At 60.7% G+C, this 14,536-nt stretch carries 11 protein-coding genes, 2 rRNA genes, 1 pseudogene and 1 riboswitch; of the genes and pseudogenes, 7 read left to right on the top strand and 7 right to left on the bottom strand.

Going from position 1 to position 14,536, the window contains the following annotated elements; genetic code table 11:
• From AACQ43_RS06000 to AACQ43_RS05975, 6 genes are all read left to right on the top strand, one after another.
• Positions 1-1,674, top strand: a 23S ribosomal RNA gene (locus AACQ43_RS06000); the annotation flags it as partial.
• Positions 1,675-1,753: 79 nt separating this feature from the next.
• Positions 1,754-1,868: ribosomal RNA gene (rrf, locus tag AACQ43_RS05995) — 5S ribosomal RNA — on the top strand.
• Positions 1,869-2,156: 288 nt separating this feature from the next.
• Positions 2,157-2,609, top strand: a complete 453-nt coding sequence (locus AACQ43_RS05990) for a pullulanase (protein WP_011704809.1) — start codon at positions 2,157-2,159, stop codon at positions 2,607-2,609.
• A gap of 208 nt (positions 2,610-2,817) precedes the next feature.
• Positions 2,818-4,965 carry an adenosylcobalamin-dependent ribonucleoside-diphosphate reductase gene (locus tag AACQ43_RS05985; RefSeq protein WP_168966450.1) on the top strand — a complete coding sequence of 716 codons (2,148 nt, stop codon included), beginning with the start codon at positions 2,818-2,820 and terminating at the stop codon, positions 4,963-4,965.
• Positions 4,966-4,975: 10 nt separating this feature from the next.
• Positions 4,976-5,656: a TSCPD domain-containing protein gene (locus AACQ43_RS05980; protein ID WP_168966447.1), complete on the top strand. Its 681-nt coding sequence runs from the start codon at positions 4,976-4,978 to the stop codon at positions 5,654-5,656.
• A 208-nt stretch (positions 5,657-5,864) separates the two neighbouring features.
• Positions 5,865-7,235: a PhoH family protein gene (locus AACQ43_RS05975; RefSeq protein WP_011704812.1), complete on the top strand. Its 1,371-nt coding sequence runs from the start codon at positions 5,865-5,867 to the stop codon at positions 7,233-7,235.
• Between the two features lie 67 nt (positions 7,236-7,302).
• On the opposite strand, the pseudogene AACQ43_RS05970 reads toward AACQ43_RS05975, so the two are convergent.
• From AACQ43_RS05970 to thiB, 4 genes and pseudogenes are all read right to left on the bottom strand, one after another.
• Positions 7,303-7,445, bottom strand: a pseudogene (locus tag AACQ43_RS05970) (thiamine ABC transporter ATP-binding protein); the annotation flags it as partial.
• A gap of 24 nt (positions 7,446-7,469) precedes the next feature.
• Positions 7,470-8,177, bottom strand: a complete 708-nt coding sequence (thiQ, locus tag AACQ43_RS05965) for a thiamine ABC transporter ATP-binding protein (RefSeq protein ID WP_045527994.1) — start codon at positions 8,175-8,177, stop codon at positions 7,470-7,472.
• A gap of 64 nt (positions 8,178-8,241) precedes the next feature.
• Positions 8,242-9,864, bottom strand: a complete 1,623-nt coding sequence (gene thiP, locus AACQ43_RS05960) for a thiamine/thiamine pyrophosphate ABC transporter permease (protein WP_168966445.1) — start codon at positions 9,862-9,864, stop codon at positions 8,242-8,244.
• The gene (gene thiB / locus AACQ43_RS05955) at positions 9,861-10,841 is read right to left on the bottom strand and encodes a thiamine ABC transporter substrate binding subunit (protein ID WP_168966443.1); all 981 of its coding nucleotides are present in this window, start codon (positions 10,839-10,841) and stop codon (positions 9,861-9,863) included. Before thiB ends, thiP begins: the two co-directional genes overlap by 4 nt.
• A 51-nt stretch (positions 10,842-10,892) precedes the next feature.
• Positions 10,893-10,983, bottom strand: a riboswitch (TPP riboswitch).
• 91 nt (positions 10,984-11,074) lie between these two features.
• Between thiB and AACQ43_RS05950 the strand changes: the two genes are divergently transcribed.
• Entirely contained in the window at positions 11,075-11,365 is a 291-nt protein-coding gene (locus AACQ43_RS05950) for a PilZ domain-containing protein (protein ID WP_017410271.1), read from the top strand.
• Positions 11,366-11,463: 98 nt separating this feature from the next.
• Here the strand turns inward: AACQ43_RS05950 and AACQ43_RS05945 are convergent, their stop codons facing one another.
• The 3 genes from AACQ43_RS05945 to leuC all read right to left on the bottom strand — a co-directional run bounded on the left by AACQ43_RS05945 (position 11,464) and on the right by leuC (position 14,519).
• Entirely contained in the window at positions 11,464-12,393 is a 930-nt protein-coding gene (locus AACQ43_RS05945) for a transglutaminase domain-containing protein (RefSeq protein WP_168966441.1), read from the bottom strand.
• Between the two features lie 116 nt (positions 12,394-12,509).
• Positions 12,510-13,109, bottom strand: a complete 600-nt coding sequence (leuD, locus tag AACQ43_RS05940; protein ID WP_049048483.1) for a 3-isopropylmalate dehydratase small subunit — start codon at positions 13,107-13,109, stop codon at positions 12,510-12,512.
• Between the two features lie 12 nt (positions 13,110-13,121).
• Positions 13,122-14,519 (bottom strand): 3-isopropylmalate dehydratase large subunit, encoded by a 1,398-nt coding sequence (leuC, locus tag AACQ43_RS05935; RefSeq protein WP_168966439.1) that lies wholly within the window; start codon positions 14,517-14,519, stop codon positions 13,122-13,124.
• Between the last annotated feature and the right edge of the window lie 17 nt (positions 14,520-14,536).

Here is a 14,536-nt window from a genome sequence, read left to right as displayed (position 1 = left end):
ATGCTGGAGATATCAGAAGTGCGAATGCTGACGTAAGTAACGATAAAGGGGGTGAAAAGCCTCCTCGCCGGAAGACCAAGGGTTCCTGTCCAACGTTAATCGGGGCAGGGTGAGTCGACCCCTAAGGCGAGGCCGAAAGGCGTAGTCGATGGGAAGCAGGTTAATATTCCTGCACGACTTGTAATTGCGATGGGGGGACGGAGAAGGCTAGGTGGGCCAGGCGACGGTTGTCCTGGTGAAAGTGCGTAGGTGGTGTTTCTAGGCAAATCCGGAGACACAACACTGAGACACGAGACGAACACACTACGGTGTGGAAGCCATTGATGCCCTGCTTCCAGGAAAAGCCTCTAAGCTTCAGATTACAAGTCATCGTACCCCAAACCGACACAGGTGGTCGGGTAGAGAATACCAAGGCGCTTGAGAGAACTCGGGTGAAGGAACTAGGCAAAATAGAACCGTAACTTCGGGAGAAGGTTCGCTCTTGACAGTGAAGTCCCTTGCGGATGGAGCAGTTGGGAGTCGCAGTGACCAGATGGCTGGGACTGTTTATCAAAAACACAGCACTCTGCAAACACGAAAGTGGACGTATAGGGTGTGACACCTGCCCGGTGCCGGAAGGTTAATTGATGGGGTTAGCGCAAGCGAAGCTCTTGATCGAAGCCCCGGTAAACGGCGGCCGTAACTATAACGGTCCTAAGGTAGCGAAATTCCTTGTCGGGTAAGTTCCGACCTGCACGAATGGTGTAACCATGGCCATGCTGTCTCCACCCGAGACTCAGTGAAATCGAATTCGCCGTGAAGATGCGGTGTACCCGCGGCTAGACGGAAAGACCCCGTGAACCTTTACTACAGCTTGGCACTGAACATTGAACCTACATGTGTAGGATAGGTGGGAGGCTTTGAAGGCGTGACGCCAGTTGCGCTGGAGCCGTCCTTGAAATACCACCCTTGTATGTTTGATGTTCTAACGCAGGCCCGTGAATCCGGGTCGCGGACAGTGCCTGGTGGGTAGTTTGACTGGGGCGGTCTCCTCCCAAAGAGTAACGGAGGAGCACGAAGGTTGGCTAATCCTGGTCGGACATCAGGAGGTTAGTGCAATGGCATAAGCCAGCTTAACTGCGAGACGGACAGGTCGAGCAGGTACGAAAGTAGGTCATAGTGATCCGGTGGTTCTGAATGGAAGGGCCATCGCTCAACGGATAAAAGGTACTCCGGGGATAACAGGCTGATACCGCCCAAGAGTTCATATCGACGGCGGTGTTTGGCACCTCGATGTCGGCTCATCACATCCTGGGGCTGAAGTCGGTCCCAAGGGTATGGCTGTTCGCCATTTAAAGTGGTACGCGAGCTGGGTTCAGAACGTCGTGAGACAGTTCGGTCCCTATCTGCCGTGGGCGTTGGATGATTGAAGGGAGTTGCTCCTAGTACGAGAGGACCGGAGTGAACGAACCTCTGGTGTTCGGGTTGTCACGCCAGTGGCACTGCCCGGTAGCTAAGTTCGGAATCGATAACCGCTGAAAGCATCTAAGCGGGAAGCGAGCCCTGAGATGAGTCATCCCTGACCCCTTGAGGGTCCTAAAGGGCCGTTGGAGACCACAACGTTGATAGGTGGGGTGTGTAAGCGCGGCGACGTGTTGAGCTAACCCATACTAATTACCCGTGAGGCTTAACCATACAACACCCAAGAAGTGTTTCTGGCCTTGTAGCGAATGAACGAATTACTTACATCAGCTTTCACAGATTGAAGAATTTGCCTGGCGGCCATAGCGCCGTGGAACCACCTGATCCCATGCCGAACTCAGAAGTGAAACGCGGTAGCGCCGATGGTAGTGTGGCATTCGCCATGCGAGAGTAGGACACTGCCAGGCACCCAACACGAGAAACCCCGCTCATCTGAGCGGGGTTTTTTATTGTCTGAAATTCAGCCTTTCCCTCTCTGAACCCCATTTATCTGATCGCTCAAGATCATCTTTCCTGATCTCGTTCCTTATATGGTCCACCTTTTGTTTGGTTGATATTTGTTCATTAATTCAATTGCTGAACAGAAAAAGCACAGAATGTGATGCCTCTACCTTTCTTGTGATGCCTGCTCTGCTTTAATTCGTCTGCCCACGTTCGATGGGCCAAGGAATCACAATAATCTGAGGAATGGACACATGTTCAAAAGAACAGTAACGATGATGCTGGCGGCGGGAACCCTGGTATTAGGCGGTTGCGCATCTCACGGTGGCGCTGAGCAAGCGGCTGCGGACAACAGCGATTTCGGTGGCAAGTCCATCTACCTGCGTGGGGAGATGAACGACTGGATGGCAACCGACGCGAGCAAGGTGGTCAAGGTAGCCGACAAGCTCTACATGGCCAAGGGAACGCTCAAGAAAGAGTGGGCTCCCTACAAGTTCAAGTTCGCCGACTCCGGCTGGAGCTGTGGCACCAATTTCGGCTACAAGAGCCCGAGCGACGGCGTTGCCGTGCTGGGTGGTGAAGCCGTACCGGTCAACCCCTGCTCCAAATATGAAGACATGAAGTTCTCGCCGGATGCGGATGGCGTCTATGAGTTCTATCTGAACATGGCGGGCGATACCCCGACCGTGTACGTCAAGAAACCCTGATCTGGACCGGGAAGCACGTTTCCCGGGCGATGAATCGGTCAATGCCCCGGCCCAGCACACCGCTGGCCGGGGTGTTTTTTTTAGGATGAGACAGGCTCTCTCGTTATTAAAAATACTACATATAGTGTTTTTATTTTGTTTGTTCGCTATTGGTTGTGTTTGTTGCTACTGTCGTGACGTTGTTCCATTCACATGAGGTTGATTGAACATGGCTAAATCCAACCCGGTGCAGGAGAGTGAGAGCGTCTCTCGCTTGATCCCCCTGCAGGAAACTTCCTTCGAGATCTGGGATAGCAAGTATCGTCTCAAGAGCAAGGATGGCGTCCCCATTGATGGCACGATCGATGAAACCTACCAGCGGGTCGCTCGTGCCCTGGCTGGCCAGGAGTCGCAGCCAGACGTCTGGTATGAGCCCTTCCTGTGGGCACTGCGCAACGGTGCCATCCCGGCGGGCCGCATCACGTCCAATGCGGGAGCCTTCGAGCACAAGCCGGCGACCTCGACCATCAACTGCACCGTCTCCGGCACCATCGAGGATTCGATGGACGATATCCTCGGCAAGGTGCACGAAGCGGGACTGACCCTGAAAGCCGGTTGTGGCATCGGCTATGATTTTTCAACCCTGCGCCCGCGCGGGGCTTTTGTCTCCGGTGCCGGGGCCTATACCTCGGGCCCGCTCTCCTTCATGGATATCTACGACAAAATGTGTTTCACCGTCTCGTCCGCCGGTGGTCGTCGCGGCGCCCAGATGGGCACCATGGATATCCGTCACCCCGATGTTGTCGAGTTTATCCAGGCCAAGCGGGAGGATGGCCGTCTGCGTCAGTTCAACCTCTCCCTGCTCATCACCGAAGAGTTCGTCAAGGCGGTGAAAGAGGATGCCCCCTGGCAGCTTATCTTCCCCTACACCGCCAGGGAGGTGGAGCAGGACGGCATAACGCTGGACGATCCGACTCAGGTGTTTTGGGCCGATTGGCCGAACAGGGAAGGGGTGGTGTTCAACGAGCTGGGGCAAGTTGCCTGCAAGGTCTACAAGACCCTGCCTGCCCGCAAGCTGTGGAACGTCATCATGACTTCGACCTATGACTACGCGGAGCCCGGCTTCATCCTGATCGACAAGGTCAATCAGATGAACAACAACTGGTTCTGCGAGGAGATCCGCGCCACCAACCCCTGCGGTGAGCAGCCTCTGCCCCCCTATGGCGCCTGCCTGCTGGGGTCCGTCAACCTGACCCGGTTCGTGCGCGACCCTTTCACCGAACAGGCCGCCTTCGACTGGTCCGCCTTTCGCAAGGTGGTGGCCATCTTCACCCGCATGCTGGACAACGTGGTGGAGATCAACCAGCTGCCGCTTGCCAGGCAGCGCGAAGAGATCATCAGCAAACGCCGTCATGGCATGGGCTTCCTCGGTCTCGGCTCGGCCCTCACCATGCTGCGGATAAAATACGGCTCTGCCGCCGCCGTCGCCTTTACCGAGCAGGTATCTCAGGAGCTGGCCATGACCGGCTGGCGCGAGTCCCTGGCCTTGGCGAAGGAGAAAGGTCCGGCCCCCATCATGGAGCAGGAGTTCGAGGTGACGGGCAAGTTGCTGCGGCTGCGCCCCGAGATGGCGGCTGACGGCATCAAGCTCGGTGACAAGGTGAAGGGCAAGGTGCTGCACGCCCGTTACAGCCGCTACATGCAGCAGGTGGCCGAGGTGGATCCCGCCCTGGTTGCCGAGCTGGCCGAGGTGGGGGGGCGTTTCACCCACCACAGCAGCATTGCGCCGACCGGCACCATCTCGCTGTCGCTGGCCAACAACGCCAGCAACGGCATCGAGCCGAGCTTTGCCCATCACTACAGTCGCAACGTCATCAAGCCGGGCAAGAAGAGCAAGGAGAGCGTGGACGTCTACTCCTATGAGCTGCTGGCCTACCGCGAGCTGGTCAATCCGGCTGCCATGCCTTATGCCGAGGATGAGGCGACCCGGTTGCCGGATTACTTCATCACCGCAGACGACATCAGCCCGGCCCAGCACGTAGACATTCAAGCGGCGGCCCAGCGCTGGATCGACTCCTCCATCTCCAAGACGGCCAACGTGCCGACCGACTTTCCGTTCGAGCAGTTCAAGGACATCTACCTCTATGCGTCGGATTCGGGGCTCAAGGGATGCACCACCTTCCGGTTCAACCCGGCAGCCTTCCAGGGGGTGCTGGTGAAGGAGCAGGATCTGGAGAACACCCTGTACGAGTTTACCCTGGAGGATGGCTCGGTCGTCACGGCGAAAGGGAACGAAGAGATCGAATACGATGGCGAGCTGCACACTGCTGCCAACCTCTATGAGGCCTTGAAAGAAGGCTATTACGGTAAATTCTGAGGACGAGCGCATGGTCAAGAAAATCGACAGGAAAATCGTCGCCTACCAGGTGAAAACCCGGGATGAACCGCAGCAACTCCCTGTGCAGGATGACGTGGTTCACATGCACGAGACGGTGTTGCGGCCGGAGCGGTTGATGGGCACCACCTACAAGCTGAAGACGCCGGAGCATGTCTCCGAGCACTCGCTGTTCATCACCATCAACGACATCATTCTCAACGAGGGGACGGTGCACGAGACTCGCCGCCCGTTCGAGATCTTCATCAACTCCAAGAGCCTGGAGCACTACCAGTGGATCGTGGCGCTGACTCGCATCATCTCGGCGGTGTTTCGCAAGGGGGGGGATGTTACCTTCCTGGTGGAGGAGCTGCGCTCGGTGTTCGACCCCAAGGGCGGCTACTGGAACAAGGGCAAGTACGTACCCTCGCTTATCGCCGAAATTGGCAACGTGATCGAAACCCATCTCACCGAGATCGGCATGCTCAAGGTGGCCGGGCTGGATGAACACCAGCAGGCGTTCCTGGCCGGCAAGCAGGCCGAGCTGCAAGCCCGGCAACAGGCCGACGAGCAGCAGGCCGGGAGCGGTTTTCCACCCGGTGCGGCGCTTTGCTACAAGTGCCACAGCAAGGCGCTGGTGCAGAAGGATGGCTGCATGACCTGCCTCAACTGCGGCGATTCCAAGTGCGGTTGAGTGATTGATAGCAGACAACAGGCCGGCCTTGGTGCCGGCCTTTTTCATTGCTGCTTTTCTGTTCAAACGCACCGACGGCACACGCGATTTGTTGCGTGATAGTAAAATCGGGCGTAGCGTTGGGGGTAATAAAACTGTCACGGCCGTGTGGTTTCAATGACATCTGAGATTCACACACGTGGCACCTTCAGTGCCAAGGAGGATGCTTATGGACAACACGGACCGAAAGCTGTTTATCCTGGATACCAACGTTCTGCTTCACGAACCCCTCGCCATCTACTCCTTCAAAGAGCACGACGTGCTCATCCCCATGACGGTGCTGGAAGAGCTCGACAACATCAAGGATCGCCACAAGGACGTCAGCCGCGATGCGCGGGTGGCCATCCGGGCGCTGGAGGATGTATTCCGCGATGCAACGCCGGAGCAGATTGCGCAGGGGGTGGCGCTGGCCGGCGAGGCGAGCGGTCACATCTCCATCTTCAGTGATCACCATCTGCCGCAGGATGCCGAGGTGTTCACCGACAAGGAGGCCGACAACCGCATCATCAACGCGGCCCTCTACCTGCAAAAGCACGAGTTGAAACGTCAGGTGGTGCTGGTCACCAAAGACATCAACATGCGGCTCAAGGCGAAGGGCGCCGGGCTTGCCCACGTCGAGGATTACCGCAGCGACCAGCTGATCGACGACATCCGCCTGCTGGCCAAGGGCTTCCAGGTGGTGCCTGGCAGCTTCTGGGAGCGGGTCGGCGAGTGCGACAGCGAGACCCATGGCCGCGATACCGTTCACGTCATCGATGCCAACCTGCTGGAGGGCATTCACGTCAACCAGTACCTGATCGATGAAGAGAACTTCTTTGCCGCCCGGGTGCTCAGCCACGACAGCCAGAAGATCCGCATCAAGGATCTGGGGCGTGAGCGGCTGATGTCCCGCAAGGCGTGGGGGGTTCATCCCAAGAACGTCTATCAGGGGATGGCGCTCGATGCGCTGCTCGATCCGCACATCGACCTGGTGATCCTGACCGGCCCGGCGGGCTGCGGCAAGACCCTGCTGGCCATGGCTGCCGCGCTGGAGCTGGTGATCGAGAAGGGGATCTACGAGAAGGTGATCGTCACCCGAAACACCCCGGAAATCGCCGAGAGCATCGGCTTCCTGCCTGGTACCGAAGAAGAGAAAATGATGCCCTGGCTGGCGGCGGTGACCGATACCCTGGAGGTGCTGCACAAGCAGGACGAGAACATGAGCGGGTCCCTCAGCTACATCATGGAGAAGGCCAACATCCAGTTCAAATCGGTCAACTTCATGCGCGGGCGCAGCATCCAGAACACCTTCGTGCTGCTGGACGAGTGCCAGAACCTGACCGCGTCCCAGATCAAGACCATCATCACCCGCTGTGGCGAGGGCACCAAGATCGTCTGCTCCGGCAACCTGGCCCAGATCGACTCCAACTACCTGAGCCCGGTGACTTCGGGTCTGACCTATATCGTCGAGCGTTTCAAAGATTTCGACGGCAGTGCCAACATCTTCCTGAACGGGGTGGTGCGCAGCAAGCTCGCCTCCTTCGCCGAGGAAAACCTCTAATTTGACTGACTATCTTCGTATGAAAAAGGGAAGCCAAGCGGCTTCCCTTTTTTGATCCCGTCGCCGGTCATGGTTCCTGCGCGCGGCCAAGGTAGCGCAGCAGACCGGGGTGGTCGCTGTTGTGCAGGATATCCGGCGTACCCTGCAGGGCGATACGCCCCTCGTCCACGAACAACACCTGGTCGGCGCAATCAGCTGGGCATCCTCCGGCATGACAGGGGGATGAGCCATTCACTATGGTGCTAGCGCGCGGCCAAGGTAGCGCAGCAGACCGGGGTGGTCGCTGTTGTGCAGGATGTCCGGGGTGCCCTGCAGGGCGATGCGCCCCTCGTCGACGAACAGGACTTGATCGGCAATGAGCTGGGCATCCTCCGGGTTGTGAGACACCATCAGCACGGTAATGCCCTGCTCGCAGGCAAGCCTCGCCACTTCCGCCAGCATCTCCCGGCGTAGGGCCGGATCGAGCGCCGAGAAGGGTTCATCCAGCAGCAGCAGTGGCTTGCCCCGCACCAGGGCGCGGGCCAGCCCGACCCGCTGTTGCTGGCCGCCGGAGAGCTGTTCCGGCAGCCGGGTGAGCATCTCGCCAAGGCCGACCCGGCTCGCGGCATCTTTCACCTGAGCCCGTTGGGCTGCGTTCAGGCGCAGGCCGGGGTGCAGGCCGATGGCGATGTTGTCGAACACCGACAGATGCAGGAACAGGTTGTGATCCTGAAACAGGGTGGTGACCGGCCGCGCGGCCGGGCCAAGCGGCAATAGATCCTCGCCATCGAAGTCGAGGGTGCCGGACTCTACCGGCACGAAACCGGCGATCATGCCGAGCAGGGTCGACTTGCCAGCACCGCTCGGGCCAATCAGCGCGGTGATCTCCCCCTTGGGCAGGGTGGCGCTGAAGCTGACGCGCCAGTCCGGGTAGCTGGTGACCAGCTGATCAATATTCAGCATGTTCTCTTCTCCAAGGGGCCGCTCGACCGGCCGGACGGTCGAATAAACGGTTGGGGCGTGCGCTTCAATGCTCTGCATGCTTGCCTCCCAGGCCACGTTCAATCAGCCAGAACAGGGAGAAACAGAGCAGCAGCAGCAGCAGGGCGGTAGCAGCCGCTTCGGTCAATCGGTAGCTGCCAAGCTGTTGATAGAGTAGCCAGGGCAGGGTGGTGAGCTCCTGGCTGCCGAACATGGCGATGGCGCCGAGATCCCCGAGCGACAATATCATGGCCAGCGCCGCCGCCTGGCCCAGCGGACGGCGCAGCAGGGGCCACTCCACCAGCCGCAGGCGATGCAGGCCGCGTACTCCCAGGCTGTCGGCCAGCCGGTCGTATTGGCGCACCACCAATTGCATGGGAGCGGAGAGGGTACGCAGCACATAGGGCAGCGCCATCAGGGCATTGACCAGCACCACCAGCCAGGGACCGAGGGCGAAAACGTCGGCGAACGGCATGAACAGGATGAACAGGCCGGTGGAGAGCACTACCGCCGGGATCATCAGGATCACCGAGCCGCTGGTCTCCCACAGGGCGGCGGCCCGCCGCTTGTGGGCCCGCACGCGCAGGTGACGGCTGGTGAGCAGCAGCGCACTGCCGAGCAGGGTGGCCAGGCTGCCCGCCGCCAGCGCGATTAGCAGCGACTGGCCGCTGGCCAGCCACAACTTGCTTGAGGTCAGTGCATCTGGCAGGCCGGGGTTGAGGCCGGCTACCACGATCGCCAGCAAGGGGGGCAGGAATACCGCCAGCCCGATACTGAGGGCGAGGGCGTCCACCAGACTGGTTCCCGGCTGATGGCGGTCCGGGCGCAGACAGGGGCGATGAGAAGTGATCCGGCTGGCCGGGCTGCTCTGCAGCTTGTGCTGCAGCATCAGCAGGGCGGCGGTCAGGATGAGCTGCACCAGTGCCAGTCCGCCGGCAGTGGCGAGATCGAAGTCAAAGCGCAGCGCCTGATAGACGGCTACCTCCAGTGTGGTGGATTTGGGGCCGCCCCCGAGCGCCAGCACGGTGGCGAAGCTGGTGAAGCAGAGCATGAAGATGAGGCTGGCCAAGCCTGGCAACTGGGCCCGGATCAGCGGCCACTCCAGCAGCCGGAAGATGTGGGAGGAGCGCATGCCGAGCTGGCTGGCGAGGCGCCAGGAGGACTCGGGGATGCCCTCTAGGCTCTGCAGCAACAAGCGCGCCGCCAGCGGCATGTTGAAGAAGATGTGGGCCAGCAGGATACCGAACAGACCATAAAGATAATTGCCAGGGGCAAGCCCCAGCCCGTGCAGCAGCTGTGGCAACCAACCCTGTTTGCCGTGTACCGCGACGATGCCGAAGATGGCGATGATGACCGGCAATACCAGCGAAAGGCCGAACAGCTTGATGAGCAGGGTGCGACCCGGAAAGCGGCGCCGCGCCAGGGCGCGGGCCACCGGAATGGCCAGCCCCAGGCTCAGCAGGGTGGAGAGCAGCGCCTGCCAGAGGCTGAAGCCCAGCACGTGGCGCAGGTAGGGGTCGGCCAGCAGGGTACGGGGCGCCAGCGCCCCGGCCTGCCACAACAGGGCCGCCAGCGGCCCCAAGGAGAGCAGCAGGATGATCAGGGTGGCAGCACTGCCCGGCAGCCACCAGAGGGGACGAGCCTGCGCTCTGGCGAAGATACTGCTCACTGGGTGACGGCTTGCAGCCACTCGCGGATCCAGTTCTTGCGATTGGCGGCCACCTCGTCGCTGCTGAAGGCAAGCGGCTTGGCTACGGTGATCATCTGCTCGAAGCCCTTGGGCAGCGGCGTGTCGATCACCGGATACATCCAGTTGCCGGTGGCTATCTCGTTCTGGAAGGCGGGGCTTGTCATGAACTGCAGGAACTTATCTGCCAGCTTGCCCTGGGTGGCGCTGCTGAGCTTGGCGGCGACTTCCACCTGGCGGTAATGACCCTCCTCAAACGCCGCAGCCTGATACTGCGGCTTGTTTTCGGCAATCAGGTGATAGGCCGGGGAGCTGGTGTAGGAGAGCACCATGTCCGCCTCGCCGTCGAGGAACATGCCGTAGGCCTCGGACCAGCCCTTGGTGACGGTGACCGTCTTCTTGGCCAGCTGTGCCCAAGCGGCTGGTGCCTCATCCCCGTAGACCGACTTCATCCACAGCATCAGCCCCTGACCCGGGGTGGAGGTGCGCGGATCCTGATAGATCACCTTGAGGTCCGGGCGCGCTACCAGCTCTTTGAGGCTCTTGGGCGGGTTCTTGAGCTTGCTCTGGTCGTAGACGAAGGCGAAGTAGCCGTAGTCGTAGGGGACGAAAGTATCGTCCTGCCAGCCGCCCGGCACTTTGACTCCGTCCAGCTTGCTGCCGTGGGGGGCAAACAGGCCGCTCTGTTTGGCTTCGCTGACGAGTGCATCGTCCAGCCCCAGCACCAGATCTGCCTTGCTGTGTTTGCCTTCCAGCCGCAGCCGGTTGAGGATCGCCACGCCATCTTCAAGCGGCACCAGTTTGAGGGTGCAGCCGCACTCCTTCTCGAAGGCCTGCTTGATCTTGGGACCGGGTCCCCATTCGGCGGTGAAGGAGTTGTAGGTGTAGACGGTGAGGGTCTCGGCCGCGAAGGCCTGGGCACTGAGCAGGCTGGTGGCGACCAGCAGCAGGGTTTTCATGAGTGGCACTCCCTTAGCAATGAGGTGCCAGCGGATGAGGGCGCAAAAAATGAGCGCCATGCCTCAAATTCCTCCGCCAGCATTATCTGGATCAGGTTCACGGGTATAATCTCAGCGGTAAACCGCACCCCGTTTGAGAAACGAACCGCATTGTATTAACGTTCTTGGGGGGAGGCCAGCACAATTGTTCCTGCGGGCCAGCGAGACGGCGTCAGACAACAGAGGATGTTCGCGTGATCACCAGCACCAAGGAAAGGCGCGCCTTCCAGCGCATGATAATCAATGCCCCCGTCACCATCTTTCAGCAACAGCAGGTACTGGAAGGGGTCTGCCGGGATCTCAGCGCCAACGGCATGGGGATCGCCGTCGCCGAGCATCAGCTCGATGTGAGCCAACCCATTCGGGTGAGCCTGGCCACCAACAACAACCTGCTGCCTCCCTTCGAGGCGCAGGCCCGCATCATCCGGGTGCTGGAAGAAGAGGATGGACTGCTGCTGGCTATCGAGTTCCAGGCCCTCGCCTGAGCGGCCGTCACCCCTTCGTCATGCATCGACCAGCCCCAGGCTGGTCGATTTCATTCTGGCGTATTTCCCCTTGTTTTCACGACTACCCCGACGCGGCGCTATTTATCCGCGCGAACCGGCTGCACGCTCAGCTGCTTGCTGTCGATGAGGGTCTTGCTGGTGGGTGCCAGCTGGCCCATCGCCAGCTGGGCCGGGCCGGTGGGCTCCATCAGCAGATAGGTTTCCCCTTCCCGGTTCAGGGTGGCCTCACCCGGCTTGGCTGGCAGCGCCACTCCCAGCAGAGCATGGCCTGGTACGAACACCATGGCCTGTTTCAATTCGGGAAAGAGCTGGGCCAGCATGGCGGCCATCAGGGTCACCTTGCTGTCGCAGTCGCCCTGGTTCTGCTCCAGCACCTGGCGTGGGGTTAAAAAGCCCTTCCCCTGGCGCCCCGACTGGCTGTCGAGCAGCTGATAGGGGATGGATTGTACGAAGTCGAGCATATGGGCCACCGTCTTCTGGCGGGCTTCGGTCTCGGTGCCGCCCTGCTGCTTGAGCTGCTCGGCCAGCGGCGCCAGTTCGCTGCGACTCTCCAGCGCGATGCGCACATGGTCCTGCTTGATGGCGGCGGCGCCGTCGGGGGCGGTGAAGGGCTGGAAATAGTGCTGCTTGAGCCACTCGGCTTCCAGCTTGTCCCGTTGCTGGGTAAGCCAGCCCATGGCCTTGTTGACCTGCTCAGGCTGGCGTCCCTTGATCTTGAGCTCCATCTGGGGGCGAGAGAGGGAAAACTGCACGGTAGGGAACTCGGCCATCCCCTGTTGTAGCAGGCTCTGCAGCACGTCCTCCTGCATGCGGGCCGGCCGATAGGCGATGAGCGGCGGCAGCTTGCCCGCTTCCAGCCGATAGGTGAGCTGCTGTGCCTTGCCATCCTTATCCTGCCAGCCGACGTTGAGCTGACCGCCGCTGCTGTTGAAATAGGTCTGCCCGGCGCAGACCGGCAGCGCCAGCCAGAGGCTGCAGAGCAGGGGGAGGGCGATCGTCATCTTCATTCGAGTGTCCCGTCGGGCATGCAGAAGTGGCCGGCCATGCGTGTAGCCTGGCCTGACAATAAAACAGGGAGCCGAGGCTCCCTGTTGATTCTACTCGTTTTATGGCAACTGATGGGTCAAATCCAGCTCGGCTGCTTCGCCTCGAAGGCGCTGATGGCGGCTTCGTGCTGCAGGGTCAGGCCGATGGCGTCCAGCCCGTTGAGCAGGCAGTAACGGCGGAACTCGTCGATCTCGAAACCGAAGCAGAGGCTACCTGCGCGCACCTGATTGGCCTCCAGATCCACTTCGATCTCGATGCCCGGCTGGGCGGCAACCAGTTGGAACAGGGCGTCAACCTCCTCCTCCCTCAGTCGCACCGGCACCATGCCGTTGTTGATGGCGTTGCCGTAGAAGATGTCGGCGAAGCTCGGGGCAATGATGGTCTTGAAGCCGTAATCCGCCAGCGCCCAGGGGGCATGCTCGCGACTTGAGCCACAACCGAAGTTCTCGCGGGCCAGCAGGATGCTGGCACCGGCGAACTGCGGCTGATTGAGCACAAACTCGGGGTTGGGCTGCTGACCGGCATCGTCCAGGAAGCGCCAGTCGTGGAACAGGTGCTTGCCAAAACCGATGCGGTTGACCTTCTGCAGAAACTGCTTGGGAATGATGGCGTCGGTGTCGACGTTGGCGCTGTCGAGGGGGACGACGATCCCTTTATGCTGTTTGAAACCTGTCATGTACGTTCCCTCTTACAGTGCACGAATGTCGGCGAAGCGGCCGGTGACGGCGGCGGCGGCGGCCATGGCCGGGCTCACTAGATGGGTGCGGCCGGCACGGCCCTGACGCCCTTCGAAGTTGCGGTTGCTGGTGGAGGCGCAGCGCTCCCCCGGTTGCAGCCGGTCGTTGTTCATGGCCAGACACATGGAGCAGCCGGGCAGGCGCCACTCAAAGCCAGCCTCGATGAAGATCTTGTCCAGCCCCTCGGCCTCGGCCTGCGCCTTCACCTGTTCGGAGCCCGGCACTACCAGCGCCTGCACCCCGGCCGCGACCTTGCGACCGCGGGCGATGGCGGCGGCGGCGCGCAGATCCTCGATACGGCTGTTGGTGCAGGATCCGATGAACACCTTGTCGATGGCGACATCGGAGAGCTTCTGACCCGGCTGCAGGTCCATGTAGGCGAGCGCCTTGCGGGCTGACTGTTGCTCCATCAGATCGCTGAAGGATTCCGGCGCCGGAATGGGTTCATTGACGGCGATCACCTGACCCGGGTTGGTGCCCCAGGTGACCTGCGGGGCGATGTCGGCAGCGTCGAGCACTACCTCGGCATCAAAACTGGCATCGGCGTCGCTCTTGAGGCTCTGCCAGTAGGCGATGGCTTGCTCCAGCGCCTCTCCCTTGGGTGCGAACTCCTTGCCACGGATGTAGTCGATGGTGGTCTGGTCGGGGGCGATCATGCCGGCTTTGGCGCCAAGCTCGATGGCCATGTTGCACACCGTCATGCGCCCTTCCATGGTGAGGCTCGCGATGGCCTCGCCAGCGAACTCCACCACATAGCCGGTACCGCCGGCATGGCCGACCTTGCCGATAATGGCCAGCACCACGTCTTTGGCGCTGATGCCCTCGGCCAGCTTGCCGTTGACCGAAATGCGCATGGTCTTGGCGCGGCCCTGTTTCAGGGTCTGGGTGGCCATCACATGCTCCACCTCGGAGGTGCCGATGCCGAAGGCCAGCGAGCCGAAGGCGCCGTGGGTGGCAGTGTGGGAGTCGCCGCAGACGATGGTTGTACCGGGCAAGGTGATGCCGAGCTCGGGGCCCATCACGTGGACTATGCCCTGGTATTGGTGGTTCAGGTCATAAAGACGAACCCCGAACTCCTTGCAGTTGGTGGCCAGCGTTTCCATCTGGATGCGGGCCATCTCACCGGAGGCGGCGATGTCCTTGGTGGTGGTGGAGACGTTGTGATCCATGGTGGCCCAGGTCAGATCCGGGCGGCGCAACTGGCGGTTCATGGCGCGCAGGCCGTCGAATGCCTGCGGGCTGGTCACTTCATGCACCAGATGGCGGTCGATGTAGATGAGGGGGGTTTCCCCCTCCACTTCCCGGACCACGTGGGCGTCGAATACTTTCTGATAGAGGGTCTTGGCCATTGCTCGGTTTCCTTGTT

The sequence above is a fragment of the Aeromonas sp. DNRA1 genome, from assembly GCF_963888745.1.
In the GTDB taxonomy this organism is placed as follows: Bacteria; Pseudomonadota; Gammaproteobacteria; order Enterobacterales; family Aeromonadaceae; genus Aeromonas; species Aeromonas hydrophila.
Note: the sequence above shows the minus strand (reverse complement) of the source record. Positions and strands in the feature narration are given on the sequence as shown.